Genomic DNA, 24478 nt, shown 5'->3' on the forward strand with positions numbered 1-24478 from the left:
GCTGGCCCCTGACCGCCTGGACCTTCTGACATGAGGGGCGGTCTTCACGGCCGGGCAGTCGGGCCCCGGCCGACGGGTCAGGAGGAACAGTGGCACAGATCATGGCCGAGGTCTCGCGGACGTTCAACGAGTTCTTGCTGCTGCCGAACCGGACCCGCACCGATTGCTCGCCCGCCACGGTTGACCTGCGGACGCCCCTGGTGCGGCACCTGGTGGGTGAGACGCCGGCGATCGAGTTGCAGTCCCCGTTCACGTCCGCGATCATGCAGGCCGTCAGCACGCCGGAGCTTGCGATCGCCCTCGCACGCAACGGCGGCCTGAGCTTCCTGCACCACAACCAGTCGATTCAGGACCAGGTCGCGGCGGTGCGCGAGGTCAAGAACTTCAAGGCCGGGTTCGTCACCAGCGACACCAACATCCGCCCGGACGACAGTCTGAGCGAGCTGGTCGAGGTCATGCGCCGCACCGGCCACAGCACCGCGGCCGTCACCCACGACGGGACCGGAACCGGGCGTCTCCTGGGCCTGGTGACCTCGCGTGACTTCCATCCCCAGCGTCACGACCTGGCCGGACCGGTCAGCGGCCGGATGACCCCCATCGCCGACCTGCCCCATGCCGGCGCCGACACCACGCTCTCCGAGGCCAACGCGCAGTTGTGGGACCAGCGGCTGGACTGCCTGCCCGTGCTGGACGCCGAGGGCCGTCTGCAGCATCTGGTGTTCCGGTCCGACTACGCGGACAACAAACGGTTCCCGAACCAGGTCGTGGACGCGGCCAAGCGCCTGCGCGTGGGTGCCGGCGTCAACACCCACGACTACCGCGAGCGCGTTCCCGCGCTGCTGGAGGCAGGTGCGGACGTCCTGTGCTTCGACTCCTCCGACGGCTACAGCGACTGGCAGGCACAGGCCCTGACGTGGGTGAAGAAGCACTATCCGGAGATCCCGATCGGCGGCGGCAACGTGGTCGACGGCGAGGCGTTCACCTTCCTGGCCGAGGCCGGCGCGGACTTCGTCAAGGTCGGGGTGGGCGGTGGCTCCATCTGCATCACCCGCGACCAGAAGGGCATCGGACGCGGCCAGGCCAGCGCCGTGCTGGATGTCGCCGCGGCCCGGGACGCCTTCGCGGAGCGCACGGGCGCCTACGTGCCGATCTGCTCCGACGGCGGCCTGGTCCACGACTACCACGTGGCCCTGGCGCTGGCGATGGGCGCCGACTTCGTCATGATGGGGCGCTACTTCGCCCGCTTCGACCAGGCCGCCGGGGCGAAACTCCCCACCCGTGACGGCTTCGTGAAGGAGTACTGGGGTGAGGGCTCGAACCGGGCCCGCAACTGGCAGCGCTACGGGCAGGGCGGCCAGGGCCTGATCTTCGAGGAAGGCGTCGACGGCTACGTCCCCTACGCCGGTGACCTCAACGAGGGACTCTCCGTGACCATCGCCAAGCTCAAGACCACGATGGTCTCCTGCGGCTCCGCCACGCTGCCGGAGTTCCAGTCCACCGCCCGACTTACCTTGGTCTCCGACCAGAGCTTCCAGGAGAGCCACGCCAACGTCACCTTGCGGGACACTCCGACGACGGTCGCCTGACACCGCTTCGCCTGAAGATGCCAAGGTGAGGCAGGGCAGCCGCTGGAAAGCGTCTGTCCTGCCGCCGCCGGCCAAGGTGATGAGGGCATCCTGGATTGGTAGGTGCGCTCGAAGTCCCGGCAGTTGCGGCGGGCGCGCATCATCCACGACGTTCGATGATCCACCTGCGAGACAGGATGACGAAGCCCTTCACACCGCGGGCCGGCGCACGGTCTTGATGGTGAGGTTGAGGTCCCCCCAGAATCGACTATCCGGTGTATTTCCACGCCGCGCCCGACCCGCGGTACTCCGTTACCGAGATCGGTTCGGTTCCGGGGCGCATGCGCTCTCGGTACAGAGTCCCCGTAAGGTGGTCGATCTCGTGGGCGACCAGGCGAGCCAGCCCTCGCTCGAAGACCGAGACGTGGCGGGGCCCTTCGACGGTTTGGTGCTCGACGTGGAGAGCCAGGGGGCGTGGGACGAGTCCGCGGACGTCGAAGAAGCTGAGGCAGCCTTCGTACTGCTCGTCGGTCTGTGTCGACTGCTCGACGACTACCGGATTGAACAGCGTAATGGACCCGCCCTCCGGCAGACGGACGATGGCAACGGCCCTTCTGATCCCAATCTGCGGGGCAGCGACGCCCAATCCCTTCGCGAAGACGTGAACAGCCGCCACACGCTCGGCAGCAGCCTCCAGTGCTTCAACCACTCCCAATGCCTCATCCGCCTCGTCCGGCAGCACGAGGTCACGGGCGACCTCCAGGAGCGCCGGATCGCCCTCCTGCACGATCCCGGCTGCTCGCATCAGCTCGGTGAGAGTTCCCGCTGACATCGGCATCCCTTCGCCTCCTGGCCCAAACCAGGTTCAGATCTTCCACCACTGCTGACGTCAGCGATATGCCGCCGACGCTGGAACAGGTCAAACCGAACGAGCCAACGCTGCAGCGCCGGATAAGAGATGGTCGATCTCGTGGTGGATGAGGCGGGCGAGGCCGCGGGCGTACTCGGTGGTCACGGTCTCGCCGGTCAGGGCGGTGGTCTCGACGGTGATTTTCAGGGAGCGGGGGACGAGGCCGCGCACGTCGAAGAAGCTGAGGCAGCCCTCGTACTGCTCGTCCGTCTCCTCGGAGCGGTCGGTGATCCGCGGGTCGAGCAGGATGATGGCAGGTGCGTCACCAGGCGGCTGGACGACGGCGGCGGCACGGCCGATGCCGATCTGCGGGGGCGGCGATGCCCATGCCCTTGGCGAAGGGGTGGACCTGGCCGATCCGCTCCATGGCGGCGAACAGCTCGTCGGTGACGCGTTCGGCCTCGTCGCGCTCGGCGGGCAGGTCAAAGGCGCGGGCCGGTTCGCCGAGAATGCCTGCACCGTGCTGGACGACGCCGAGGTCTCGCATTCGCTGACTGGGCCGCACGTCAATCACCTGAACTCCCCTTGATCTGTGTCGCGTTCGGTCCGTGCCCGAAACCGCCACTCCAGACGGTACCGAGCGTGCAGGGCGGGTGTAGTCGTGATCCACGTGAATTGCCGTAGTTCACCGTCGTCGCTGCGGACGGGAGGGGTTCGCAGCGGGGAGGCTTCGGCGGTCATGGAGGTCTCGGTGCCCCACACGACGGGGTCGAGGGCGGCAGGGAAGGCGAGCTGGACTTCGAGTTGTTCGGTGGGCAGGCGGACGGCTCGCTGGAACCAGTTGCCCCATTTGTTGTCGCCGACGGTGTAGGCGTACTCGATCCACACGGACTCGCCGGGGTAGAGCGGGAAGCGGCCGTGTTCGTTGTCAGCCGCGCCCGGACAACCGAACCACACGCGACCTACCCCTGGGCGGGGCGCTGATCGTTCGCCGCATGCAATGAAATCCCCCACGGACGCGAGTTAACCCCATTGCCCAGGTGTTCCCTCCAATGGGGCTCCTGGCTGGCGGAAGATATCCCAGCAGGCGAGCATCGCACCAGGAGAACAGTCGCCACCCGGGCGGTTGAGTCGGATCATCGCGTTTGGAGAGATGCACCATGGATAGTTCCTTTTTGGCTTCTATCGAGGCTGTCATCAATAACGGGAAAGCCGTAATTTCGGCGGACGACACCAACGTCGTGGCCGCGGTGCAAGAGGCGCTGAGGAACGGCAGGTCCGCGACGTTCTACGTCTCCCATACCCAAGCTGCGGCGGTGAACGCGTGGTACTGGACTCCTCAGCGGATCAAGGAAGCAGAAATGGAGCCGGTCACGAGCGAAGAGAAAGCCAGGATTGAGTCCGAGTTGGGAGTCAAGGACACCGGATCCCTCTACTCCAACCGCATTCCGTGTGAGTGTGGGCGCGTATACGGGGCTTTTGAGTTCGTACAGCAAGGAATTGCCGAGCACGGACGGGAGGCGGTGGGATCAGTCTTGGCGCTCGAGAACACTTCTGTTATTCGCGTCAACCCTGTCACCGTCGCCGTTTGCCCAGACTGTAAACGAAAGCTATTGCGCGGCCATTACTACTGCTGGGTGAACGGATACGGGTGCTGCAAGAGCACGGAGATGTAGATCAAGGGCGAATGGCACCGAGTTGTCCATTCGCGAGTCGTGGCCACTGCCCGGAGTGGGTACGAGCAGTGGCCTCTTCGGTGAACGACTTGGCCGTGTGGCCGGCCACGGCGCGGGTGGCGGCCTCGCGATTCAGTCCCCGGGCCGCTCGGACCCCAGCAGTTCCCGCAGTTCGGCCACCGCCTCGCGGAGCCGGTCGGCGAACGTCCGCATCTGGTCGGCCACCGCCAGCGGCGTGCTCAGGTAGAGGTTGAACCGGTCGGGCAGCAGCACATAGGCGACGCCGATGCACCGGCTGCTGGTCGAGCCGAAGCCGAAGTACTGGATGTTGGCGGACGGCGCGGAGCTGGTGCTCAGGTAGTCGTCCCGCATCGTCAGCCAGCCCGGCGTCCGGTACAGCGCGGGCTGCTCTCTCACTCCCAGCTCCGCCCCGCGCCGACGCTGGATCAGCTCCAGCTCCCAGAGGTGCTGCTCGGGTGCCTGTCCGAGCTGGCACTCCTTCGCGCGCGCCACATGCTGCTCGGCGGCGGCCCGGAACGCGGCGCGCCGGGTGTCCGCGTCCGCTGCCGGGTCCTCCATCGCCGTGACGAAATCGCGGATCCCGGGGGTGACGACGCGCATGGCCTCGGTCCGCCCGTGCCGGTATTGCCGGGTGGCGATCGACTCGTACGTGGCGCCCAGGTGCCCCTTGGCCCGCTGGTGGGCAAGTTGGTAGGCGGCCTGGACAAACGCGTCCGGCGAGACCCGCAGCGTCTTGGCCGCCTTGCTGCCGAAGTCCTCGAACGACACCGTGCTGGTCGCGGTGGCCGCCCCGTACGCCGCGAAGGCGTCGGCTGCGGAGCGCACCTGGGCCCGCAGGGCGTCGTCCAGCTCGAACACGATCGGCTCCAGCGTCGGCAGACCCTGGGAACGGGCTCCGGACTGCTGGGACTGCTCCTCGGCCGGGGTGCTGTGCAAGGCGTCGGTGAAGCTGAGGATGGTGGTCCCGTCCAGCTCGCAGTGCTCGACGTTGATGCCCGCCCGGCCGTCGGCGAAGACGATGAAGGACACGGCCTTGTCGAACCAGCGGTTGCCGCGGTCCCCGTACAGCAGCTGGTCGCAGGTCTCCTGGGTGTCCGCCGGTGCGAAGTCCTCCAGTGCGACGCAGAACAGTGCGGTCTCGACGTCGTCCAGCGCGTCGGCGTTGCGGGGGTGGCAGGCGAGCAGGGCCTCACGGGCGGCCGCCCACTCCGCGCGCGCCATGGTGGTGAGGTGGCCCACCGATGTGGCCGCGCCGGTCGGCTCGGCGCCGGCCTTCAGCACGGCGCGCAGCCCCGCCTCGAGGTCGTCCAGGCTGTGCGGGACGCCGTCCGGGCCGAGTACGTCCAGCTTGAACATGCCGCCCCGGAAGAACACCACGATGTGCCGGGCCTCGGACGGGCCGGGCCACTCCTCGGTGTAGGGGCTGCGGACGGTGTCCTGCTGCGCGCCGGGGATCCGGGTGGCGGAGAACAGGAACTTGTTCTGCACCATCGACTGGGGCTGCCCGCGCTGCACCACCGGCGGAATGAGCCCCTGATCGAGCTGCCGCTTGTAGTTGACGGCCCCGGCGATGAGCCCTGCCGCCCGTTCCACCTGCGGCTGGCCGGAGTCCTTGAACAGGAAGAAGAAGTTGGCGTTGAGCGCGATCCGGTCCCGGCGGCCCAGGTAGCGGTACGGCCAGAAGGTGTCGAGCCAGCTGTGCACGCCCTTTGCGGCGTCGTACGCCTCCAGCGCCCCGTGCAGCACCCGGCCGGGTCCTTCGGGCCGGAGGAAGGCGGTCACCTCCGCCTCGGTCGCCGCCCGCTCGTCGGGGTTGAGCAGCGGCGCGCACCAGGCGAGGAACCTCTCGCAGCTCGCCTCCAGTGTCGGCAGCGGAACGCGCGGCAGGCTGTCCTCCTGGGCGAAGGTCGCGTTGCCCGGTACATCCTGACTGATCTTCAACTCTGCTCTCGATTCGGATCGTTGGGATCTGTGGTGGCATGCGGACGGGAAAGGTAGAGCTGTGCGTAGAGCCAGCCTTCCGCCTCCGGGCCCCGTGCGGCCACCCCGCAGGGCCTGGGCCGTGTCTGACAAATCCTGCCAGGCGGGATTTGTCAGACACGGCCTAGTCCAGCAGTCGGTCGCCCCGGACGGCCCGGCCCTCGGCCGCCAGGTGCTCGGGCAGTACCCGGCCGAAGAGCTGCCGGGTCCGTGCCACGCTCCCGATGACACCGGGGCGCTCGCTGTAGGCGAATATCGCGGAGTGGCGCGCGACCTCGCCCTGCACGGGGCTCACCCGGTGCAGCGAGTAGCGGCCCTTGAACAGCTGCAGGTCACCAGGTTGCAGGGAAAGGCGCCGGGTCAGCCGCTCGCCCCGGCCGTCCAGTACGTCCCGGACATCGTCGAAGCTCTCGTCGTGCGCTGACCTGATGTTCGGGCAGTACTCGAAGACGCCGCCGGCCTGCGCTTCCTGGGTGAGCATGCTCACCGTGAACTCGTTGGTGTCGAAGTGCCAGGGGTGCTCCATGCCTGGCCCGACGACGTTGAGAACCAGCCCGGAGAGCGGGTCCGCGAGCTCCTGCAGCTGCGGCAGGCTGAAGCAGCGGGCGATGAAGCGCTGGAACACCCGGTGGGAGTAGAGCCGGCTAATGAGGGAGTCGGCGGGGACGCGGTCCCGCGCGACGAACGCGTTGCCCCGCTGGAAGCTCCTCCGGCCGGGGTGGTCCTCCGGCAGAGCGGAGTCCACCGGGATGTTGTAGACGTTGACCGTTTCGACGTCGAAGTGCGCTCGGGGGGCGATGGCCGAGCACTCCTGCCGCAGGACATCGCGGAGCGACGGACGGATGAAGTCCGGCAGCACGGTGCAACCGAGAGTCAATAGCTCGCGCCGGGCACGGGAAACTACAGCCCGCCCCTCGGCGCTCTCGAGTTCCGACAGGGGATACCGAGCCGTGTCGACCACCTGGTCGAGCATCATGGCTTCCAAAGTGCTCATTTCGATCCTCTCGGCTCATCAGCAACTCCACTGAGACGCAACGCAGTTGAAGCTCCCACAGCGTCGCCCGGTTGTCTGTGACACGTCACACTGAGCGGAGGGGCACACTCGATCCGTGAGGGCTCCTCGCGCCACCGGGCACGACGCGCGGCCCGGTGCACTCGCATCGATGTACTGCGCATCGGTGATGACCGGGGCCCGGCGTGCCGCGACGGGCGATCCACCGCACCCTGGAGGAATGAAGCTCCGCAAGGTGCCAACCGGGTGGGCGGAACCACTGCAGCCCCCGCCCGGCTACTTCGGCTCGGAGGCCGGCCCGCCGGACGAGACGCGGCGGCGACTCATCCTCGACTGGGCGGTGAATCAGCGGATCGCGAGTGGGTGGCGCGTGGAGTCCCGCTCGGAGACGCAGGCGGTCATGGTCCGCGGCCAGCCGGTGAACCATGTGCTGCATGCCGTCCTCAGCCTGGCCACCTGCCTGCTGTGGGTGGTGGTGTGGCTCATCCTGATCGCGACGAACAGGGTCGAGCGGGTCGCCCTCACGGTCGATGCGCGGGGGGACGTCGTCACTGTGCATGCTCCGGCGTCCTAGACCTATTGCGCTAGTGCAAAATCAGATTGCGGCTAGTGCAGAGTGCGGGCTACCGTTCGGGCCATGCCTGCCAAGACACCGTCGCCCGTCACCCTGACCGGCCGCCACGTACGCCTCGAACCGCTGACCATGGACCACCTGAGCGGCCTCTTCGCCGCGGGCGGCGGGGACGACGAGGTCTGGCGCTGGCAGGGCGGGCCGACCCCGCACACGCAGGACGAGCTCGGGCTCAAGCTCGCCGAGCTGCTGAAGGCCGCGGAGCAGGGTACGTACATCCCGTTCGCCGTCATCGCTCTCGGGACCGGGCAGGCCGTCGGCTGGACCACGTACATGGACATCGACGCCGAGAACGAGCGCCTGGAGATCGGCTGGACCTGGTACGGCCGCGCGTTCTGGCGCTCGGCGGTCAACACCGAGGCGAAGCTGCTGCTGCTGGCCCACGCCTTCGAGGAACGGGGCATGGGGCGCGTGCAGTTGAAGACGGACCACATGAATCTTCGGTCGCAGGCCGCGATCGCCCGCCTCGGCGCCGAGCGCGAAGGTGTGCTGCGCCGCCACCGCCGACGCCCGGACGGCACGTGGCGGGACACCGTCTACTTCTCGCTGCTGGCCGAGGAGTGGCCGGCCGCGAAGGCACGCCTCAGCGCCCGGATCTGACCACCCCGAGCCCGGCCGCCCGAGTCCGGCCACCGCATCCGGTCCTTCGCCACAGCCTCATGCACTGGGTTCTGAAGCCGGCCCGTGCCGGATCCGCCGTCGTCAGCAGCGGGGAGCCGGTTTGCTGTAGGTCGTGTTGCTGGGCGTGGCCACGTAGTAGTCCGAGACATAGCGGCCGTTGTCCATCCGGTCCCAGATCTTGGTGGTGGCGACCGTCGAGCCCGACCGCTGGCAGTAGACCCACGCCAGGGCTCCGTTGGGCAAGGTCCCCACGACGGCGTACGAGGTGCCGGGGCCCGTCCGTACGGAGAGGCCGCCGGGGGCGGTGGTCTGGTACGGGTATGTGCAGCGCGGCAGCGGGGCGCTGTAGGTGGTGTTGGACGGGGTGCTGACGTAGTGGTCCGTGACGTAGGTGCCGTCGGAGAGCTTGTCCCAGACACTGGTGCTGCCGACGGTGGAACCGGGCGCCTGGCACACCACCTTCAGGGCGGAGCGGGGCGCGTACGACTTGGCGACGGGGTAGCCCGTCGTGGGGCCGGTGCGGGCGTTGAGCGCGGTGGAACTTGTCACCGTGTAGGTGTACGCGACGGTGGCGACCGGGGTGTCGAGACGGTCGGTGTCGATGTTCAGGGTGACACCGCCGTACGTCTCGTCGTGGCTGCCCTTGAACTGCTTCGCCCGCTGGTGGGAGGCCCACTTGGAGTCGGCGATGTTCGTCCAGCCCTTCAGCGAGTCGGTTCCGTCGTAGCGGGCGATCCACAGCGCGTCGGGCCGGGCGTAGGACGTTGACGTATAGGCGTCGGAGAGCTGCCTGGCCCCGAGGTTGAGGTTCATGTAGACGCCCGAGACATAGCCGAGCCGGTGCAGCTCCTTCGTCCAGCCGGAGACGTACGACAGCACGGCGAGCCGGCAGGTGTTGTCCGTCTGGACGTAGTTCTCGATGTCGTTGTAGAAGGCGCTGCCGGGCTGCATGCCGAGCGCCTTGGCCTTGGCGATGGCGTCGGCTGCCGCCGCGGTGCCCTGGGACCTGGCGGTCGCCGCGGCGGAGCTGATCTTGGCGTCGGTGGGCCGGCCGCCGCACGGCGGTTGCAGGCCCTTGTATATGGGGAGCAGTCGCCACTTCAGCGCCGACACGGACGTGACCCAGGACGCGGTCAGTTGCGGCTGGGCGCAGGTGCGGTTGATGCCGCCGATGTACACACCGACGGCGCGGTACGGCGACGCGCTCCACGCCCGGATCGCCGTCAGCGGCGGTGCCGTGCAGGTGTCGAAGGCGAGTCCGGAGTAGCGGGTCGCGCTCGCTCCGGACGGAAAGCCGACCGCCGTTGCCGGTTCGGCGGCGGCGGGCGGGGCGAAGGTCAGCGCGGTGCCGGCGCCCAGTACGGCGGCGGCCGCGAGGACGGCGAATCTGCGCAGGGCGTGGAGCGTAGGAAGGGTGTGGAGAGTACGAAGGGTGCGGTGCGAGTGCGACATGACGGCCCCCCGGGGCGACGCGAACCGTGTGGGTCCAGAATGCCCCACTGTGGGCCAACTGCACCCCGCGCCGATCGAGTTTGTTGGCAGTGCATCCCCGAAGACGTGAAAGTCCCGCCGCTGTCACCCCGGGTGACAGCGGCGGGCCTGTCCGCTCCGTTCAGCGGCCGTAGCGGATGAGCGCGCGCACCATCCGGCACGTCGTGTCGGACGGCGGGTGCACCCCGATGTCCTCCGCCGTCGCCCGTATCTTGCGGTTGTCGGCTGTCGCCGGGTGGTAGACACCCGAGTCCAGCAGGGCGATCGCCAAACGCATCGCCTTCAGGCGGCGGTTGTGGGAGACGTACCACTCGCGCGGCTGTCCGGCCGGCAGTGGCTTCTTCTTCAGCGGCTTGTGCAGGGGCTCGAACAGGGGCTTCGTCGTGAGTGTGGCAACGGCCATCGGCAACCTCCTGGCGCGGTGGCGGGACCATCCCGAACTACTGTTCATTCTACTGCCGGGCACTGACAATCACCGCTGGCCAGACGGTGTTTGAGGGGCGCGAGAGCGGTACCGTGACGGCATGGAGATCTGGATCAATCCCGCCTGTTCCAAGTGCCGCAGCGCCATCGGTCTGCTCGATGCGGAGGGCGCCTCGTACACCGTCCGCCGCTATCTGGAGGACGTGCCGAGCGAGCAGGAGATCCGGGAAGTTCTCGGACGGCTCGGGCTCGAGCCGTGGGACATCACACGGACCCAGGAGGCCGCGGCGAAGGAGCTGGGGCTCAAGGAGTGGGCGCGGGACGACAGTTCCCGGGAGCGGTGGATCGCGGCGCTCGCGCGGCATCCCAAGCTGATCCAGCGGCCGATCATCACCGCGGAGGACGGGACGGCCGTGGTGGCGCGTACGGACGAGGCGATACGGGACGCTCTGGCCCGCTCATAGCGGTACGGCGTACCAGCGGCGGTGCGTCAGCGGCTCGACCCTGCACGCGGGTACGTTACGCCAGCCGGCCAGGACCGGTTCGTACGAGGTCAGCGCTCGTCCGTGCCCGCGACCTTCCCCGTGGCCAGCGCGATGCGGTTCCAGGTGTTGATCGCGAAGATCAGGGCGAGCAGCCGGGCCAGTTCCTCGTCCTCGAAGTGGGCCGCCGCCCGGGCGTACACCGCGTCCGGGACTCCGCCGTCCGCGATCAGGGTGACCGCCTCGGTGAGGGCCAGGGCCGCCTGCTCCTTCTCGGTGAAGAAGTGCTTCGCCTCCTGCCAGACGGCCGTCATGTGGAGGCGCTCCTCGCTCTCGCCCGCCTTGCGGGCGTCCGCGGTGTGCATGTGGAGGCAGTAGGCGCAGTGGTTGAGCTGCGAGGAGCGGACCTGCACCAGCTCCACGAGGGTCGGGTCCAGGCCCTCGCGGGCGGCGGCGTCCAGGCCGATCACGGCGCGGAAGGCCTTCGGGGCCAGCTTGGCGAAGTTGATCCGGGTCACGTTCGAGTTGATCTCTGTCGTCGTCATGTGTACGAATCTAGATGCGCAGGCGACCGGCAATGGGGTGCATTTCAGTGGCAGAAGCATGGGTCAATTCGGCCGAGAGTCTTGGTGCGGATCTGCATCTGGAGCTGACAGGACCGGGCAGCCGGCGTGCCGTTCTGATGAGGGCCCTGCGGGACGGCATCCGGAGCGGGCGGCTCGCCCCCGGTACCGGGCTGCCGCCCTACCGGTCCCTCGCCGCCGACCTCGGGATCGCCCGGAACACCGTCGCCGACGCGTACGCCGAGCTCGTCGCCGAGGGGTGGCTCACCGCACGGCAGGGGTCGGGGACCCGGGTCGCGCAGCAGGTGGCGCCGGTCGCTCCCGTACGCGGACAGCGCACCCCGGCCAGGCCCACACGGCCGACGTACGACCTGGTGCAGGGGCAGCCGGACCCCTCCGCCTTTCCGCGCGGGGCGTGGCTCGCCTCCGCCCGGCGGGCGCTGACCGCCGCGCCGCACGACGCCTTCGGGCCCGGCGATCCGCGCGGGCGGGCCGAGTTGCGGGAGGCGCTGGCCGGGTATCTGGCGCGGGTGCGCGGGGTGCGGACGAACCCCCGGCGGATCGTGGTCTGTTCCGGGGCCGCGCACGCGCTGCGGCTGATGGCGGCAGTCGCGGGCGGGGGGTCGGGCCGCTGGGCGGTGGAGTCGTACGGGCTGCCCTACCACCGCGCACTCCTGGCCGGAGAAGGCATCCGCACCGTGCCGCTCGCCGTCGACGAACACGGTGCCCGAGTGGGCGAGTTGGGGGCGGTGGGCGCGGTGCTGCTGACCCCCGCGCATCAGTTCCCGACCGGCGGGCCGCTGCATCCCGAGCGGCGGGCGGCCGTTGTGGACTGGGCGCGCTCGACGGGCGGGCTGGTCCTGGAGGACGACTACGACGGCGAGTTCCGCTACGACCGTCAGCCCGTGGGCGCCGTCCAGAGCCTCGATCCCGACCGGGTGGTGCTGGTGGGGTCGGTGAGCAAGAGCCTCTCCCCCACGCTGCGGATCGGCTGGATGGTGCTGCCGGAGCAGCTCGTGGACGACGTCGTGGCGGCGAAGGGCGAGCGCGAGCAGTGGTCGAGCGCCACGGAGCAGCTCACGCTCGCGGACTTCATCGCCTCAGGGGCGTACGACCGCCATGTACGCACGATGCGGCAGCGTCACCGCCGCCGGCGCGACCAGTTGGTGTCGGCCCTGGCGGAGCGGGCGCCGCGGGTGCGCGTGGCCGGGATCGCGGCGGGGCTGCATGCCGTGCTCGAACTTCCGGCGGGGACCGAGCGGGCGGTGGTGAAGGCGGCGGCCTGGCAGGGCCTGGCGGTGGAGGGGCTGGCCGACTACCGCCACCCGGACTGCCCGGCGGGCGAAGGCGCCGGACACCGCGAACGCGACGGGCGCGACGGGCTGGTCGTCGGATACGCGACGCCGCCCGAGCACACCTACGGCGGGGCGCTGGACGCGCTCTGCCGCGCGTTGCCTTAAGAAAAGTTAAGGATGTTGTGGGTGGAGCGGCTGAGAAAGCCGGGAGTCCTACTCGTACGTAACGGCACAGGAATCCACCCGACAGGAGCCCCACGTGTCGCGCAAGAGGACCCTCAGCGGTAAGAAGAAGATCGCTCTGCTCGTCGGCGCCGCCGTCGCGATCGGCGGTACGGCAGTAGCGATGACGGGCACCAGCAATGCGTCCGTAGCCTGCGACGGACTGGTCACCGCCCTGCAGAACAACGAGAACTTCATCGCCGGCCAGCGCGCCAATCCGGACGCCCAGTCCGCGGCGCGGATCGCCAACCGGCAGGCCGTCATCGAGCAGATCAAGGTGCAGCAGGCCGCTTCCGGGTGCGAGGTCGGAGGCGGGGGAGGTGAGGCCGCCGAGCCGCCCGCCGAGCAGCAGCCGCCTGCCGAGGCAGCGCCCCCGGCCGAGGAGCAGCCGCCTGCCGAAGAGCAGCCTCCCGCCGACGATCAGGGCGGCAACCAGGGCGGCGGCGATCAGGGCAACGCCGGCGAGGTCGTCTGCGCCGGTTCGACCGTGACCCTCTCCGGCGAGGGCGGCGCCCCCGCCGCCTCCAGCAACCAGTTCCCGATCGGCACCACCCTCAAGGTGACCAACCTCGACAACAACAAGTCGACGACCGTCAAGGTCGCCTCCACCTCCGGCAGCTGCGCCCTGCTGAACAACGCAGCCTTCGAGCAGGTCCGCGAGCCGGGCAAGTTCCTCATCCGCAAGGCGCGTATCGAGCGCGTCGGCTGACCCTGACGGGTTTCAGGACGGCGCCGTTCTCCCGCCCGCATCCTCCCCGGGAGGAGCACGGCACCGTCCTGGGCCCGCGCCCGCTACCCGCGCCCCCGCTACCCCCGCCGCAGAAGCTCCGCCTCCGCCTCCGCGAGGATCTCGGTCAGCCGCAGCCCGAACCGTATGTCGCAGTCGTGTGCCTTCCCCGTGCTCGCCGACTCCAGCAGCGCGTCGACCGCCGCCCCGAACGAGCGGACCGCGTCACCCCAGTCGGGCAGCACAGCCGATCCCTGATCGCCGACGAGCGCGATGCTCACGCCCGACGCCTTCACCGGCGCGCTCAGGCCCAGCGTCGCCGTGCTCGACGCCCCCGAGGCGTGCCGCAGCACCAGATGCGCGGTGTCCACCGGGCCACGCGCCGCGGTCACCTCCGTCACATCGCCGAGCACCGGAAGCAGTACGGACAGCACATGCGGGCCCACGTCCCACAGCCCGCCCTTCTCGCGCCGCCACGGCGAATCCGCGTACGGGCTGTCCGAGCCGGGCGCGTACAGCGAACCGAGCCACTGCGCGTGGGCCGTGAACCAGCCGCCCACCGCCGCCTGTTCGGCGATCCAGAGCGCGGTGTCGGCGGCGTAGCGCAGCGTGCAGAAGACGACCGAAGCGACGCCGGCGCGCTCCGCCGCCTCCGCCACCTCCCGGGCCCCGGCCACCGTCGTCGCTACCGGCTTGTCCAACAGCAGGTGGCAGCCGGCAGCCGCCGCCCGGGCCGCGAGCGGCGCCTGGATGTCCGGCGGCAGCGCGAAGGTGATCGCGTCACAGGCGGCGAAGAGGGCGTAGATGCCGTCGTCGCCGGAGTACGCCGTCGTGTCATGGGCGGCGGCAATGGCGGCGGCCGCCTCGGGCCGCCTCCCCCACACACCGGCGAACTCGACATCAGGGTGGGCGGCGAGCGCGGGGGCCTGGGTGCGCGCCGCCCAGGGTCCGGCACCGAGGAGTCCGATACGCGGCTGCTTCGCGGGCTTCGTCATGCCACCCAGTCTGCCCCTCGCAGAAAGCTGGGGGAGGCGAACGGGTCCGGCGGCGCACCACCCGCGACCGGACCGAAGCAGGGGCGGGTGCTCGTGAACCCTGTATACGACACGGACGGTTTCGTCCCTGCTCAGCCCCACAGCGTCGCACGGGGCGCGCGTGAATCGCGGGAATCTGGAGGGCCGCACCTCCTGCGTAACGTGGGGTTCACAAATGGGCAATGGCCGGGAAATCACAGATTGCGAAGCTGCGCGACATACCGCTGCACCCGCAAAGGATGAGGCCCCGTGACCTTCAAGGCTGAGTACATCTGGATCGACGGCACCGAGCCGACCGCCAAACTTCGCTCGAAGACGAAGATCCTGACGGACGGCGCCGAGCTGCCCATCTGGGGCTTCGACGGGTCCAGCACCAATCAGGCCGAGGGCCACGCGTCCGACCGCGTGCTCAAGCCGGTCTTCTCCTGTCCGGACCCGATCCGCGGTGGCGACGACGTCCTGGTGATGTGCGAGGTCCTCAACACGGACATGACGCCGCACGAGTCCAACACGCGTGCCGCGCTCGCCGAGGTCGCCGAGAAGTTCGCCGCACAGGAGCCGATCTTCGGCATCGAGCAGGAGTACACCTTCTTCAAGGGCTCCCGCCCGCTGGGCTTCCCCGAGAGCGGCTTCCCGGCCGCGCAGGGCGGCTACTACTGCGGTGTCGGCGCCGACGAGATCTTCGGCCGTGACGTCGTCGAGGCGCACCTGGAGAACTGCCTCACGGCGGGCCTGGGCATCTCCGGCATCAACGCCGAGGTCATGCCGGGCCAGTGGGAGTTCCAGGTCGGACCGCTCGCGCCGCTGGTGGTCTCCGACCAGCTGTGGGTCGCGCGCTGGCTGCTCTACCGCACCGCCGAGGACTTCGGGGTCTCCGCGACGCTCGACCCGAAGCCGGTGAAGGGCGACTGGAACGGCGCGGGCGCGCACACCAACTTCTCGACCAAGGCGATGCGCGAGGGCTACGACGCGATCATCACCGCCGCGGAGTCGCTGGGTGAGGGCTCCAAGCCGCTCGACCACGTCAAGAACTACGGCGCGGGCATCGACGACCGCCTCACCGGTCTGCACGAGACCGCCCCGTGGAACGAGTACAGCTACGGCGTCTCGGACCGTGGCGCCTCGGTCCGTATCCCGTGGCAGGTCGAGCAGGACGGCAAGGGCTACATCGAGGACCGCCGCCCGAACGCCAACGTCGACCCGTATGTGGTGACCCGGCTGCTCGTCGACACGTGCTGCACCGCGCTGGAGAAGGCCGGCCAGGTCTGATCCGCCTATCACTACGAGAGGGCGTCCACCGGTCTCCGGCCGGTGGGCGCCCTTCGGCGTGAACAGCCCGAATCGCGCCAAGTGACCGTCAGGCAGGCCTGATCCGGCACAGCAAGGCACGGAAGCCCCCTGCTGCGGGGCGATGGCATCTGCTTCAATGGGGTCATGGCCAGCTACCAGCACATCGCGACAGGTCGCAGCGACCTTGAGCCGTTCTGGCCGTCCCGGCAGCACCATGACTTCGACCGGGTGTGTTGCCGCGCGGTGAACGCGCAGGCCCTCTAAAGCCGCTCACCCCGGTCTTCGGCCAGCGCGCACGACGTACGTCCGTCCTCACGACTCGACGACTCCTCCGCGCGAAAGAGCTGACCTCTCATGGCGAACTCCCGTTCCTCCTCCGCCGTCTCCGCGACCGCCCGGCCGACCGCCGCACGGCACCGACTCCGAGCCGTCGACCTCGACGAGGTCGTCGCGCCGCCGCGCGGCTTCGTGGAGGTGGCCGACTTCCTTCCGCCGGGGGCCACCTGGCTGCCCGCGCCCCAGCACACCCTGCCCGCCCTGCCGGGCCGGCCGCCGATGGTCGGCTACCTCGTGCTCGTACCGGCCGATCAGCAGCCGGACGGGCGGTCGAACCAGCGGTCCGGGCCGCAGTCGGGCCCGCTGCCCGACCCGCAGCCGGACCACGGTGACGGTCCGGTGCGGATCGACCCGGAGCAGCGCACCGCCCTGGTCGACGGGCAGGCGCTGGATCTGACGTATCTCGAGTTCGAGCTGCTCGCGCATCTGGTGGCGCATCCGCACCGGGTGCACACGCGCGACCAGTTGGTGACCACCGTGTGGGGCTACGGGCATGTGGGCGACGGCCGGACCGTCGATGTCCATGTCGCCCGGCTGCGCCGCAAGCTGGGCGCCGAGCACCGCCGCACGATCCAGACCGTACGGCGGGTCGGCTACAAGTACGCGCCCTGAGGCGGGCGGTCGGGCAGGGCCTACGCCCGCGCGCGGATCCGGGCCACGGCGCCCAGCGTCAGGTCGACCGCCAGGAACACCAGCAGGCTGATGCCCAGCATCGGTACGAACCAGCCCGCCAGGACCGTGACCGCGGCCAGCGGCAGCAGGGCGGGCAGCGGCACCTTGCGCCAGGCGCCACGCGGCATCGGCCTGCCCGCGCTCAGCTTCCGCTCCTTCGTCGGCCTGCGCAGCCACCACATCCGGTAGCCCCACAGGATCAGGAGGATGAGGGCGAAGGTGAGTGCGGCCAGGGCCAGCTGGTTGACGAGGCCGAGGAAGACGCCCATGTGGGCGTCGATGCCGAAGCGGGTCAGCTTGGCGAGCAGCGGGTAGTCGGCGAACCGCAGTTCGTCGATGACCTTGCCGTTGGACGGGTCGACGGCGGCCGAGTCGAGGTGGACGGGGAACTGGGCGTCCCGCTCCTTGATCACATAGCCGCTGCCCTCGGCCGGGAGGGTCACGCCGATCTTCGTGTCGATGCCGGCGGCGCGCGCGGACTCGACGGCCTTGTCGATGCCGACGTCGGCGCCCTGATGGGCGCCGCCGCCGGTGCCGGCGTGCCCCTCGTGTCCGTCGCCCGTGCCGCTGCCCGCTTCGAGAGCCGCGGAGACGGTGGGCGTGGCGCCGCCGAGCTGGTCCTGGACCGCGCCGAAGTTCTCGCCCGCGTACCGCGACCAGGTCAGTCCGGTGGCGGAGAGCATGACCAGTCCGGTCACGGCCCACAGGCCGACGGAGCCGTGCCAGGAGAGCGTCCTGCGGCGGCCCTTGGGCCCGCGCTCGGGGACGACGAGGGCGCGCTTGGTGCCGCGCCTGCGTCCGAGCCAGAGCGCGAGACCGCCGAGGGCGACGATCCAGAGCCAACTGGCGGCCATTTCACTGTAGTTGCGGCCGAGGTCACCCAGGTGCAGATCGCGGTGGAGTCCGTCGAGCCAGGTGCGCAGCGGGAGGGCGCCGGAGCTGCCGTAGGAGGGCAGCTCGCCGCGTATCTCGGAGGTGTACGGATCGACGAAGACAGCGAGGGACTTGCCCTCCTCGACCTCGGGGGTGGTCATCAGTACGCGGGTGGTCGCGCCGTCCTCGGACGAGGGCCAGACGGCGGTCACGGTGCCGTCGGGGCGGGCCTTGCGGGCGGCCTCGACCTGGGCGCCGAGCGGGAGGGTGCGGTCGCCGACCGGGACCTCCAGCTCATGGCTGTAGATGATCTTCTCGGCCTGGAAGGAGAGCGCGTAGAGCAGTCCGCTGGTGGCGGCGATGAGGAGCAGCGGGGCGATCAGCAGGCCGGCGTAGAAGTGGAGCCGGAGTACGAGGGGCCGCAGGGAGCTCCAGGTCGATCCGGACCTGGTCTCGTCGGCTCTCTCGGGGCTCTGGGTGCTCTCGGTGCTCTGGGACGGGGCGTCGTCAATGGCCATGGCTGTCCTAGGGAGTTGGCGTCGACATGGGGAGTCGGCCCCAGGTCAGACGGCTGCTCCGGGGGCCGTGGCGAAGGGTGCGGGGAGCGCGGGCGGGCCGCGGCGCACGAGGGTGTGAGCGAGTACGACGCCGTGGAAGCGGGGGGTACGGGACCGGTGGCGTACCGGGGGCCGTACGGCTTCGGGCAGCCGGACGGCCGTGAGCAGCAGCCGCAGCGGGGCGAAGGCGAGGGTGCCGATGGCCTGCGCGAGCCGGAAGAACGCGGCCTCGCCGCGGGCCAGCCAGAGCGCGCAGACGGCGGCGGCGAGGAGGTGGGCGGCGAGCATGCCGGCGTCCGTGTCCATCGCCGTGGTGGCGGCTTCGTACTGCTGGTACTGGTACTGGTGTTGGTGGTGCTCGGCGGACTGTCCGCCCGGTCCGGCTCCGGAGAAGATCAGATGCAGCGCGCCCTGGACGGCGAGCAGTCCGGTGCCGATGGCGGGTACGCCACGGCGGCGCCCGCCCGCGAGCCAGCCGGCGGTCGCGGTCACCGCGAAGGCGGCGAGCAGCGCCGGGAGCGGAAGGTCATGAGCAGACATGGAGGAATGCCCCACGGCGGCCAAAGTCACGCACACCGCCGCGAAAAGCGCGGCCCGAAAGGCGCGTATCGGCGACCGGGCATCTGTCATGGTCCGCACATGCTGCCATCCCGCGGCCGGATGCGGGAGAGGGGGCTCCTGTTCGGTTCGCCTGGCAGCAGAATCCCTGTCCCCGGTGGCGCATCGGCGGGCAGAGTCGGCAGGTATGAGACTTCTGATTCTGGGGGGCACGGAGTTCGTGGGCCGTGCGGTGGTCGAGTCGGCCCTCGCGCGCGGCTGGGAGGTCACGGTGTTCCACCGCGGCCGCCACGAAGCACCGGCGGGTGTCACTGAACTGCTCGGCGACCGCACCGCGCCTGACGGCCTCGCGGCGCTGGCCGAGGGTACGTGGGACGTGATCGTCGACACCTGGTCGGCCGCGCCGTCGGCCGTACGGGATGCGGCCCGGCTGCTGGCGGGGCGGGCCGGTCGCTATGTCTACGTATCGAGCTGCTCGGTGTACGCCTGGCCGCGGGCGGTCGGCTACGACGAGACCGGCCCGGTGGTGGCAGGCTCGCCCGACGCGGGCGACGTCCCGTACGCGGAGGCCAAGCGGGGCGGGGAGCTGGCCGTGCTGGACGCCATCGGCGAGGCCCGCTCGCTGCTGGTGCGCGCGGGGCTGATCATCGGCCCGTGGGAGAACATCGGCCGGCTGCCGTGGTGGCTGGGGCGGGCGGCCCGGGGCGGCCCGATGCTGGCGCCTGGCCCGCGGGACACCCCGCTGCAGTACATCGATGTGCGCGACCTCGCGGAGTGGATGGTGGAGGCGGCGGAACGGGGTCTGAGCGGCCCGTACAACCTGGTGAGCGAGCAGGGCCACACGACGATGGGCGAGCTGCTGGAGCTGTGCGCGCGGGTCACAGGCTCCGCCGCAGAGCTGCGCTGGACGGCCGCGGAGAGGGTCCTGGCGGCGGGCATCGAGCCGTGGACGGAGCTCCCGATCTGGGTCCCGCGGGCGGAGCTGCCGGAGCTGCACAACGAGGTGTACGGCCTGAGTGCGGCGAAGGCGCTTGGGGCGGGGCTGAGTTGCCGGGGGGTCGGGGAGACGGTGACGGATACGTGGGCGTGGCTGCGGTCGATCGGAGGGGTGGCGCCGCGGCGGGGGGACCGGCCGGGTGTGGGGCTGGACCCGGCGGTCGAAGCGAAGGTCCTGGCGGGGTGAGGGGCCGGGCCGCCTGCGGCGGGCCCACGCGGCGGGGCCGCATATCGGATGCAGCCCTACCCGCCCCTTCCCGTAACTGAGGGCTGCGCCCCCAGACCCCCGTACGGCCTTCGGCCGTGTCCTCAAACGCCGGACGGGCTCAAGTTGCCCGGCGCCGGGACCTCCGCCTCGCCGTGGTCCATCCGCGGCAACCACCCCAGCCCCCTCGGCGTCCGCCAGTTCCGCTCCCCCAGCAGCGCCATCACCGACGGCAGCAGCACCATCCTGACGATCGTCGCGTCCAGCAGCACCGCCGCCGCCAGGCCGACGCCCATCTGCTGCATGTCCTGCATGGACAGCGTCCCGAAGACCGCGAACACCGCCACCATGATCGCCGCCGCGCCCGTCACCGCGCCCGCCGTGCGGCGGATGCCCTCGTTGATCGCGGCCCGCGTGTCCGTCCCCCGGTCACGCGCCTCGCGGATTCGCGACACCACGAAGACGTGGTAGTCCATCGAGAGACCGAACAGCACCACCAGGACGAACAGCGGCATCCAGCCCTCGATCGCGCCCACCGCCTCCGTACCGAGGGCCGAAGCCCCCCAGCCGTGCTGGAAGACCGCCACCATCACGCCGTAGGCCGCCGCCACCGAGAGCAGGTTGAGCAGGATCGACGTCACCGCGATGACGTACGACCTGAAGCAGAACAGCATCAGCAGGAACGTCACCGCCGTGATGAACGCGAACACCGGCACGATGCCGCGCTTCAACTGGTCGTTGAAGTCGACCGACTCGGCCAGCTCGCCGCCCACGAACACCTGGGCCCCCGTGCCGCCGAATGCCGCCGGCACCCGCTTGTCGCGCAGATCCGCCAGCGCGTCCTTGGAGGCGCTGTCGTTGCCGTTGCCCGCAAGCACCACCTCGATCTCCGCGACGTTCTTCGCCCGGTGCACGGTCACATCGGACGGGTCGAACCGCGCCAGCGCGCCCCGCATCCGCTCCGAGTCGATGTCGTCCGCCTTGACGACGACGCGCGCCGGCTCAGGGCCGCCCGGGAAGGCCTCGGTGACCTTCTTGTACGCGACCGACAGCGACGCGTCCGAGCCGAACTGCTTCTCCATCCCGAGCGATTCGGTCTTCATGCCCAGCGCCGGCGCGGCCAGCACCAGCAGCACCGCGACCGCCCCGAACGCGAACAGCTTCGGCTTCGCCAGGACGGGCCGCAGCACCGCACCCGCCACCGCGCCGCTCTCGTGCGCGCCCTTCTTGCCGCGCCGGTTCAGGAAGGGGATCCGGCCCGCGTCGATCCGGTCGCCCAGCCAGGCCAGCAGCGCCGGGAGCACCGTCACCGAGCCGAGCATCGCGATGAACACGACGATGATCGTGGCGAGCGCGAAGCCCTTGAAGAGCATCAGCCCGGACAGGAACATCCCGGCCATCGCGAGCATCACCGTCACACCGGAGACCAGGACCGCCCGCCCGCTGGTCGCGGCCGCGATCCGCAGCGCGGTCTCGGCGTCGTGCCCCGCGGCCCGCTCGTCACGCTCGCGCCGCAGATAGAACAGGCAGTAGTCCACGCCGACCGCGAGCCCCATCAGGAACATCACGGAGTACGTCGTCTGGAAGAGGTGCAGCTGGTGGCTGGCGAGCGACAGCAGCCCGAAGGCGGCCATGCACGCGGTCAGCGCGAGACCGACCGGCAGCAGCGCCGCGACCACGGCCCCGAAGGCGACCAGCAGAATGCCGAGCGCCAGCGGTACGGCGGTGAACTCGGCCCGCTGGAAGTCCTCGGAGAGCAGATCGCCGAGCCACTTCTCCGAGCTGGCCTGCCCGAACTGATGGATCTCGACGCCCTGTTGGGCCTTGCCCGTGTCCCGTACGGCGTCGAGCACGGGCTGCACCCGGTCCGCCGCCGTCTTCGAGTCGCCCTTGATCTGGAAGCGGATCAGCGCCTCCCTGCCGTTCTGGGAAGCGAGCGGCGGCTCGATCTTCTGCGCCTCGCCCGTCTTCCCGATCGCCTCGCTCAGCTCTGCCGCGGCGGCCTTCCAGCCGCCCGCCGTCCCGCTGCTGACCAGGACGAGCTCGCCGGCGGGCTGATCGAGGCGCGCGTCGTCGAGAATCTTCTGGGCCCGCGCGGAGTCGCCCGTGCCCTGCTCGGACGCGGACATCTCGACCATCCCGGATGCACCGCCGGCCGCCGTCGCCAGGACGACGAAGAGAAGCCAGCCGATGATCGCCGTTCTGCGATGGTGTGCGCTCCACACACCCATACGTGCCGCGAGGTTACGCCTCATGGCGTTTTCGCCCCCAGAGGTAAGCGCCGAATAAGTCGAGTACGACGCTAGAAACCCGCGGGCTCGCGCCCCAACCGTCAAGGCCCCCTCCCGTGGAGCCGAAAGGCGAGCTCACAGGGGTGGTGCCAGGTACACCCCCACACGGTGTCGGAGGCCAGTGCCGCCGCCCGTACGGTCCGGCCACACTGGTGCCCGAGACCGGACAACGAGGGGAACCCCATGAAGACGACGAAGGCACGCGATGCGGTGGTGGCCGGCGCACAGGGACTCGCGCTGGCGCTGATGGCGCTGGTCGGGTCGATCACAGCCTTCGTCCTGGCGGTGGTCTCCATCGCCCTCATCCCGATCGGTGTGGGTGTCCTCACCACACCCGCCGTACTGCACCTGGTGCGGGCACACGCCAACCAGCGGCGGCTGCTGGCGGCCCAGTGGTCGGCCGTACGTATTCCGGTGCCGTACCGCCCCTTCCCCTCAGACATGCGCACCGGCATCACCGGGCAGGTCGAGCGGTGCACGCTGATGCTGAAGGATCCGGCGACCTGGCGCGACATGCAGTGGCTGCTGGTGGACATGACCGCGGGGGCGATCGTGGCGATCCTCCCGCCGGCGCTGATCCTGGAGGGCATCTTCGGACTGCTGCTCCTCGCCGGTCTGTGGCAGCCGATCGTCGAGGCGGACGGCACGTACTGGTATTCCTTCATACCGGTCGACGGATGGGGCACGGCCGGTCTTGCCGCGCTGCTCGGAGTCGTCTGGATAAAGGTCGCGCTGTACGGCAACCAGTTCCTGATACGGACCCACTTCCGGCTGGCCGGCTCCGTACTCGCCCCGAACCGCGAGGTGGAGCTGGAGCAGCGCATCGGCCGGCTCACCGAGACCCGGCACGACGCCCTGGACACCTCGGCCGCCGAACTTCGCCGTATCGAGCGGGATCTGCACGACGGGGCGCAGGCCCGGCTCGTCGCCATGGGCATGAACCTGGGCACCATCGAGGCGCTCATCGAGAAGGACCCGGCACAGGCCAAGGAGCTCATCTCCAAGGCCCGGGAGTCCTCCGCCGAGGCGCTGACGGAGCTGCGCGACCTGGTCCGCGGCATCCACCCGCCGGTCCTGGCGGAGCGCGGCCTAGGCGACGCGGTCAAGGCCCTGGCGCTGCGGCTGCCGGTCAGGACCGAGGTGGAGGTGGAGCTTCCCGGCCGCGTCGAGGCCCCGGTCGAATCGGCGGCGTACTTCGCGGTCAGCGAGGCACTCACCAACGCGGTCAAGCACTCCGGCGCGGACCGGCTCTGGGTAGACGTGACGTACGCGGACGGCTCTCTGCGTATCGCGGTCACGGACAACGGCAAGGGCGGCGCCATGATCGGAACCGGCTCCGGCCTGAGCGGCATCGAACGCCGACTCGGTACATTCGACGGCGTCCTGGCCGTCAGCAGCCCCGCGGGCGGTCCCACCATGGTCACCATGGAGATCCCTTGCGCGTTGTCCTAGCCGAAGACCTGTTCCTGCTGCGCGACGGCCTGGTCCGCATGCTCGAGGCATTCGACTTCGAGATCCTGGCCGCCGTGGAGAGCGGGCCGGAACTCACCGAAGCGCTCGCGGAGCTGGAGCCGGACGTCGCCGTCGTCGACGTCCGGCTCCCGCCGTCCCACACGGACGAGGGCCTGCAGTGCGCGCTCGCGGCGCGGCGGGCCAGACCCGGGCTGCCGGTGCTCGTTCTCTCGCAGCACGTGGAGCAGTTGTACGCGCGTGAGCTGCTGGCCGACGGGAACGGCGGGGTCGGCTATCTGCTGAAGGACCGGGTCCTCGACGCGGAGCAGTTCATCGACGCGGTACGGCGGGTGGCGGCGGGAGGCACCGCGATGGATCCGCAGGTGATCTCCCAGCTACTGTCGCGACGGGCCCAGGACAAGCCGATCGCCGGGCTGACCCCGCGTGAGCTGGAGGTCATGGAGCTGATGGCGCAGGGCCGCTCCAATGCGGCGATCGCGGGGCAACTGGTGGTCACCGAGCGGGCGGTGGCCAAGCACACCTCGAACATCTTCGCGAAGCTGGGGCTGCCGGTGTCGGACGACGACAACCGCCGGGTGCTCGCGGTGCTGGCGTACCTGGACCGCGGCTAGCTGTTCCGGGGCCGTCCGGTGGC

The 24478-nt window shown here is 70.2% G+C and carries 25 protein-coding genes; 12 read left to right on the forward strand and 13 right to left on the reverse strand.

The genetic code is table 11. From position 1 onward, the window contains the following. The first annotated feature begins 89 nt into the window (after positions 1 to 89). A complete protein-coding gene (locus SLUN_RS10815; RefSeq protein ID WP_108148289.1) occupies positions 90 to 1586 on the forward strand; it encodes an IMP dehydrogenase in 1497 nt (498 codons plus the stop codon). A gap of 247 nt (positions 1587 to 1833) precedes the next feature. On the opposite strand, the gene SLUN_RS10820 is transcribed toward SLUN_RS10815, so the two are convergent. From SLUN_RS10820 to SLUN_RS10830, 4 genes are all read right to left on the reverse strand, one after another. Further along, positions 1834 to 2403: a peptide deformylase gene (locus tag SLUN_RS10820; protein WP_254709987.1), complete on the reverse strand. Its 570-nt coding sequence runs from the start codon at positions 2401 to 2403 to the stop codon at positions 1834 to 1836. Positions 2404 to 2484: 81 nt separating this feature from the next. Beyond that, positions 2485 to 2781, reverse strand: coding sequence for a peptide deformylase (locus SLUN_RS41065; RefSeq protein ID WP_257153909.1), 297 nt, complete (start codon positions 2779 to 2781; stop codon positions 2485 to 2487). Beyond that, positions 2738 to 2962, reverse strand: coding sequence for a hypothetical protein (locus tag SLUN_RS41070; protein ID WP_254708427.1), 225 nt, complete (start codon positions 2960 to 2962; stop codon positions 2738 to 2740). Before SLUN_RS41070 ends, SLUN_RS41065 begins: the two co-directional genes overlap by 44 nt. A gap of 23 nt (positions 2963 to 2985) precedes the next feature. Then, positions 2986 to 3372: a hypothetical protein gene (locus tag SLUN_RS10830; protein WP_175313464.1), complete on the reverse strand. Its 387-nt coding sequence runs from the start codon at positions 3370 to 3372 to the stop codon at positions 2986 to 2988. A gap of 218 nt (positions 3373 to 3590) precedes the next feature. Here SLUN_RS10830 and SLUN_RS10835 point away from each other — a divergent pair, with 218 nt between their 5' ends. Continuing rightward, positions 3591 to 4091 carry a hypothetical protein gene (locus SLUN_RS10835; RefSeq protein WP_246339650.1) on the forward strand — a complete coding sequence of 167 codons (501 nt, stop codon included), beginning with the start codon at positions 3591 to 3593 and terminating at the stop codon, positions 4089 to 4091. 132 nt (positions 4092 to 4223) lie between these two features. Here the strand turns inward: SLUN_RS10835 and SLUN_RS10840 are convergent, their stop codons facing one another. Both SLUN_RS10840 and SLUN_RS10845 read right to left on the reverse strand, forming a co-directional pair. Next, the gene (locus tag SLUN_RS10840; RefSeq protein WP_175313468.1) at positions 4224 to 6047 is read right to left on the reverse strand and encodes a choline/carnitine O-acyltransferase; all 1824 of its coding nucleotides are present in this window, start codon (positions 6045 to 6047) and stop codon (positions 4224 to 4226) included. Between the two features lie 169 nt (positions 6048 to 6216). Beyond that, positions 6217 to 7086: a HalD/BesD family halogenase gene (locus SLUN_RS10845; protein WP_108148292.1), complete on the reverse strand. Its 870-nt coding sequence runs from the start codon at positions 7084 to 7086 to the stop codon at positions 6217 to 6219. A 238-nt stretch (positions 7087 to 7324) separates the two neighbouring features. Between SLUN_RS10845 and SLUN_RS10850 the strand changes: the two genes are divergently transcribed. Then, positions 7325 to 7678 carry a DUF8108 domain-containing protein gene (locus SLUN_RS10850; RefSeq protein WP_108148293.1) on the forward strand — a complete coding sequence of 118 codons (354 nt, stop codon included), beginning with the start codon at positions 7325 to 7327 and terminating at the stop codon, positions 7676 to 7678. Positions 7679 to 7741: 63 nt separating this feature from the next. Continuing rightward, complete coding sequence (locus SLUN_RS10855; protein ID WP_108148294.1) at positions 7742 to 8335, forward strand: GNAT family N-acetyltransferase; 594 nt, start codon at positions 7742 to 7744, stop codon at positions 8333 to 8335. A gap of 102 nt (positions 8336 to 8437) precedes the next feature. Here the strand turns inward: SLUN_RS10855 and SLUN_RS10860 are convergent, their stop codons facing one another. Beyond that, positions 8438 to 9808: a glycoside hydrolase domain-containing protein gene (locus SLUN_RS10860; protein ID WP_108148295.1), complete on the reverse strand. Its 1371-nt coding sequence runs from the start codon at positions 9806 to 9808 to the stop codon at positions 8438 to 8440. A 160-nt stretch (positions 9809 to 9968) separates the two neighbouring features. Then, positions 9969 to 10250, reverse strand: coding sequence for a hypothetical protein (locus SLUN_RS10865; protein WP_108148296.1), 282 nt, complete (start codon positions 10248 to 10250; stop codon positions 9969 to 9971). A gap of 121 nt (positions 10251 to 10371) precedes the next feature. On the opposite strand from SLUN_RS10865, the gene SLUN_RS10870 reads away from it, so the two are divergent. After that, complete coding sequence (locus SLUN_RS10870) at positions 10372 to 10734, forward strand: arsenate reductase family protein (RefSeq protein ID WP_108148297.1); 363 nt, start codon at positions 10372 to 10374, stop codon at positions 10732 to 10734. 89 nt (positions 10735 to 10823) lie between these two features. Here SLUN_RS10870 and SLUN_RS10875 read toward each other — a convergent pair whose 3' ends face one another. Beyond that, positions 10824 to 11297: a carboxymuconolactone decarboxylase family protein gene (locus SLUN_RS10875; RefSeq protein ID WP_175260259.1), complete on the reverse strand. Its 474-nt coding sequence runs from the start codon at positions 11295 to 11297 to the stop codon at positions 10824 to 10826. 47 nt (positions 11298 to 11344) lie between these two features. Between SLUN_RS10875 and pdxR the strand changes: the two genes are divergently transcribed. Both pdxR and SLUN_RS10885 read left to right on the forward strand, forming a co-directional pair. Continuing rightward, a complete protein-coding gene (gene pdxR, locus SLUN_RS10880; protein WP_257153702.1) occupies positions 11345 to 12775 on the forward strand; it encodes a MocR-like pyridoxine biosynthesis transcription factor PdxR in 1431 nt (476 codons plus the stop codon). Positions 12776 to 12869: 94 nt separating this feature from the next. Continuing rightward, positions 12870 to 13541: an SCO2207 family protein gene (locus SLUN_RS10885; protein WP_108148300.1), complete on the forward strand. Its 672-nt coding sequence runs from the start codon at positions 12870 to 12872 to the stop codon at positions 13539 to 13541. 98 nt (positions 13542 to 13639) lie between these two features. Here the strand turns inward: SLUN_RS10885 and SLUN_RS10890 are convergent, their stop codons facing one another. Then, positions 13640 to 14554 carry a Gfo/Idh/MocA family protein gene (locus SLUN_RS10890; RefSeq protein WP_108148301.1) on the reverse strand — a complete coding sequence of 305 codons (915 nt, stop codon included), beginning with the start codon at positions 14552 to 14554 and terminating at the stop codon, positions 13640 to 13642. Positions 14555 to 14842: 288 nt separating this feature from the next. On the opposite strand from SLUN_RS10890, the gene glnII reads away from it, so the two are divergent. Continuing rightward, the gene (glnII, locus tag SLUN_RS10895; RefSeq protein WP_108148302.1) at positions 14843 to 15862 is read left to right on the forward strand and encodes a glutamine synthetase; all 1020 of its coding nucleotides are present in this window, start codon (positions 14843 to 14845) and stop codon (positions 15860 to 15862) included. Between the two features lie 375 nt (positions 15863 to 16237). Further along, positions 16238 to 16831, forward strand: coding sequence for a winged helix-turn-helix domain-containing protein (locus tag SLUN_RS10900; protein ID WP_108148303.1), 594 nt, complete (start codon positions 16238 to 16240; stop codon positions 16829 to 16831). Between the two features lie 20 nt (positions 16832 to 16851). Here the strand turns inward: SLUN_RS10900 and SLUN_RS10905 are convergent, their stop codons facing one another. Together SLUN_RS10905 and SLUN_RS10910 are read right to left on the reverse strand one after the other, a co-directional pair. Next, positions 16852 to 18282, reverse strand: a complete 1431-nt coding sequence (locus SLUN_RS10905; RefSeq protein ID WP_108148304.1) for a PepSY-associated TM helix domain-containing protein — start codon at positions 18280 to 18282, stop codon at positions 16852 to 16854. A 45-nt stretch (positions 18283 to 18327) separates the two neighbouring features. Then, positions 18328 to 18861 carry a hypothetical protein gene (locus tag SLUN_RS10910; protein WP_108148305.1) on the reverse strand — a complete coding sequence of 178 codons (534 nt, stop codon included), beginning with the start codon at positions 18859 to 18861 and terminating at the stop codon, positions 18328 to 18330. A gap of 205 nt (positions 18862 to 19066) precedes the next feature. Between SLUN_RS10910 and SLUN_RS10915 the strand changes: the two genes are divergently transcribed. Continuing rightward, on the forward strand, positions 19067 to 20062 hold the full coding sequence (locus SLUN_RS10915; RefSeq protein WP_108148306.1) for an NAD-dependent epimerase/dehydratase family protein: 996 nt from the start codon (positions 19067 to 19069) through the stop codon (positions 20060 to 20062). A gap of 122 nt (positions 20063 to 20184) precedes the next feature. Here SLUN_RS10915 and SLUN_RS10920 read toward each other — a convergent pair whose 3' ends face one another. Further along, positions 20185 to 22335: an MMPL family transporter gene (locus SLUN_RS10920; RefSeq protein WP_175314228.1), complete on the reverse strand. Its 2151-nt coding sequence runs from the start codon at positions 22333 to 22335 to the stop codon at positions 20185 to 20187. A gap of 219 nt (positions 22336 to 22554) precedes the next feature. Here SLUN_RS10920 and SLUN_RS10925 point away from each other — a divergent pair, with 219 nt between their 5' ends. Together SLUN_RS10925 and SLUN_RS10930 are read left to right on the forward strand one after the other, a co-directional pair. Beyond that, positions 22555 to 23823, forward strand: a complete 1269-nt coding sequence (locus SLUN_RS10925) for a sensor histidine kinase (RefSeq protein ID WP_108148307.1) — start codon at positions 22555 to 22557, stop codon at positions 23821 to 23823. After that, entirely contained in the window at positions 23808 to 24455 is a 648-nt protein-coding gene (locus SLUN_RS10930) for a response regulator transcription factor (RefSeq protein WP_108148308.1), read from the forward strand. Before SLUN_RS10925 ends, SLUN_RS10930 begins: the two co-directional genes overlap by 16 nt. Positions 24456 to 24478 lie beyond the last annotated feature (23 nt).

The sequence above is a fragment of the Streptomyces lunaelactis genome (genome assembly GCF_003054555.1).
GTDB classification, from domain to species: Bacteria; Actinomycetota; Actinomycetes; order Streptomycetales; family Streptomycetaceae; genus Streptomyces; species Streptomyces lunaelactis.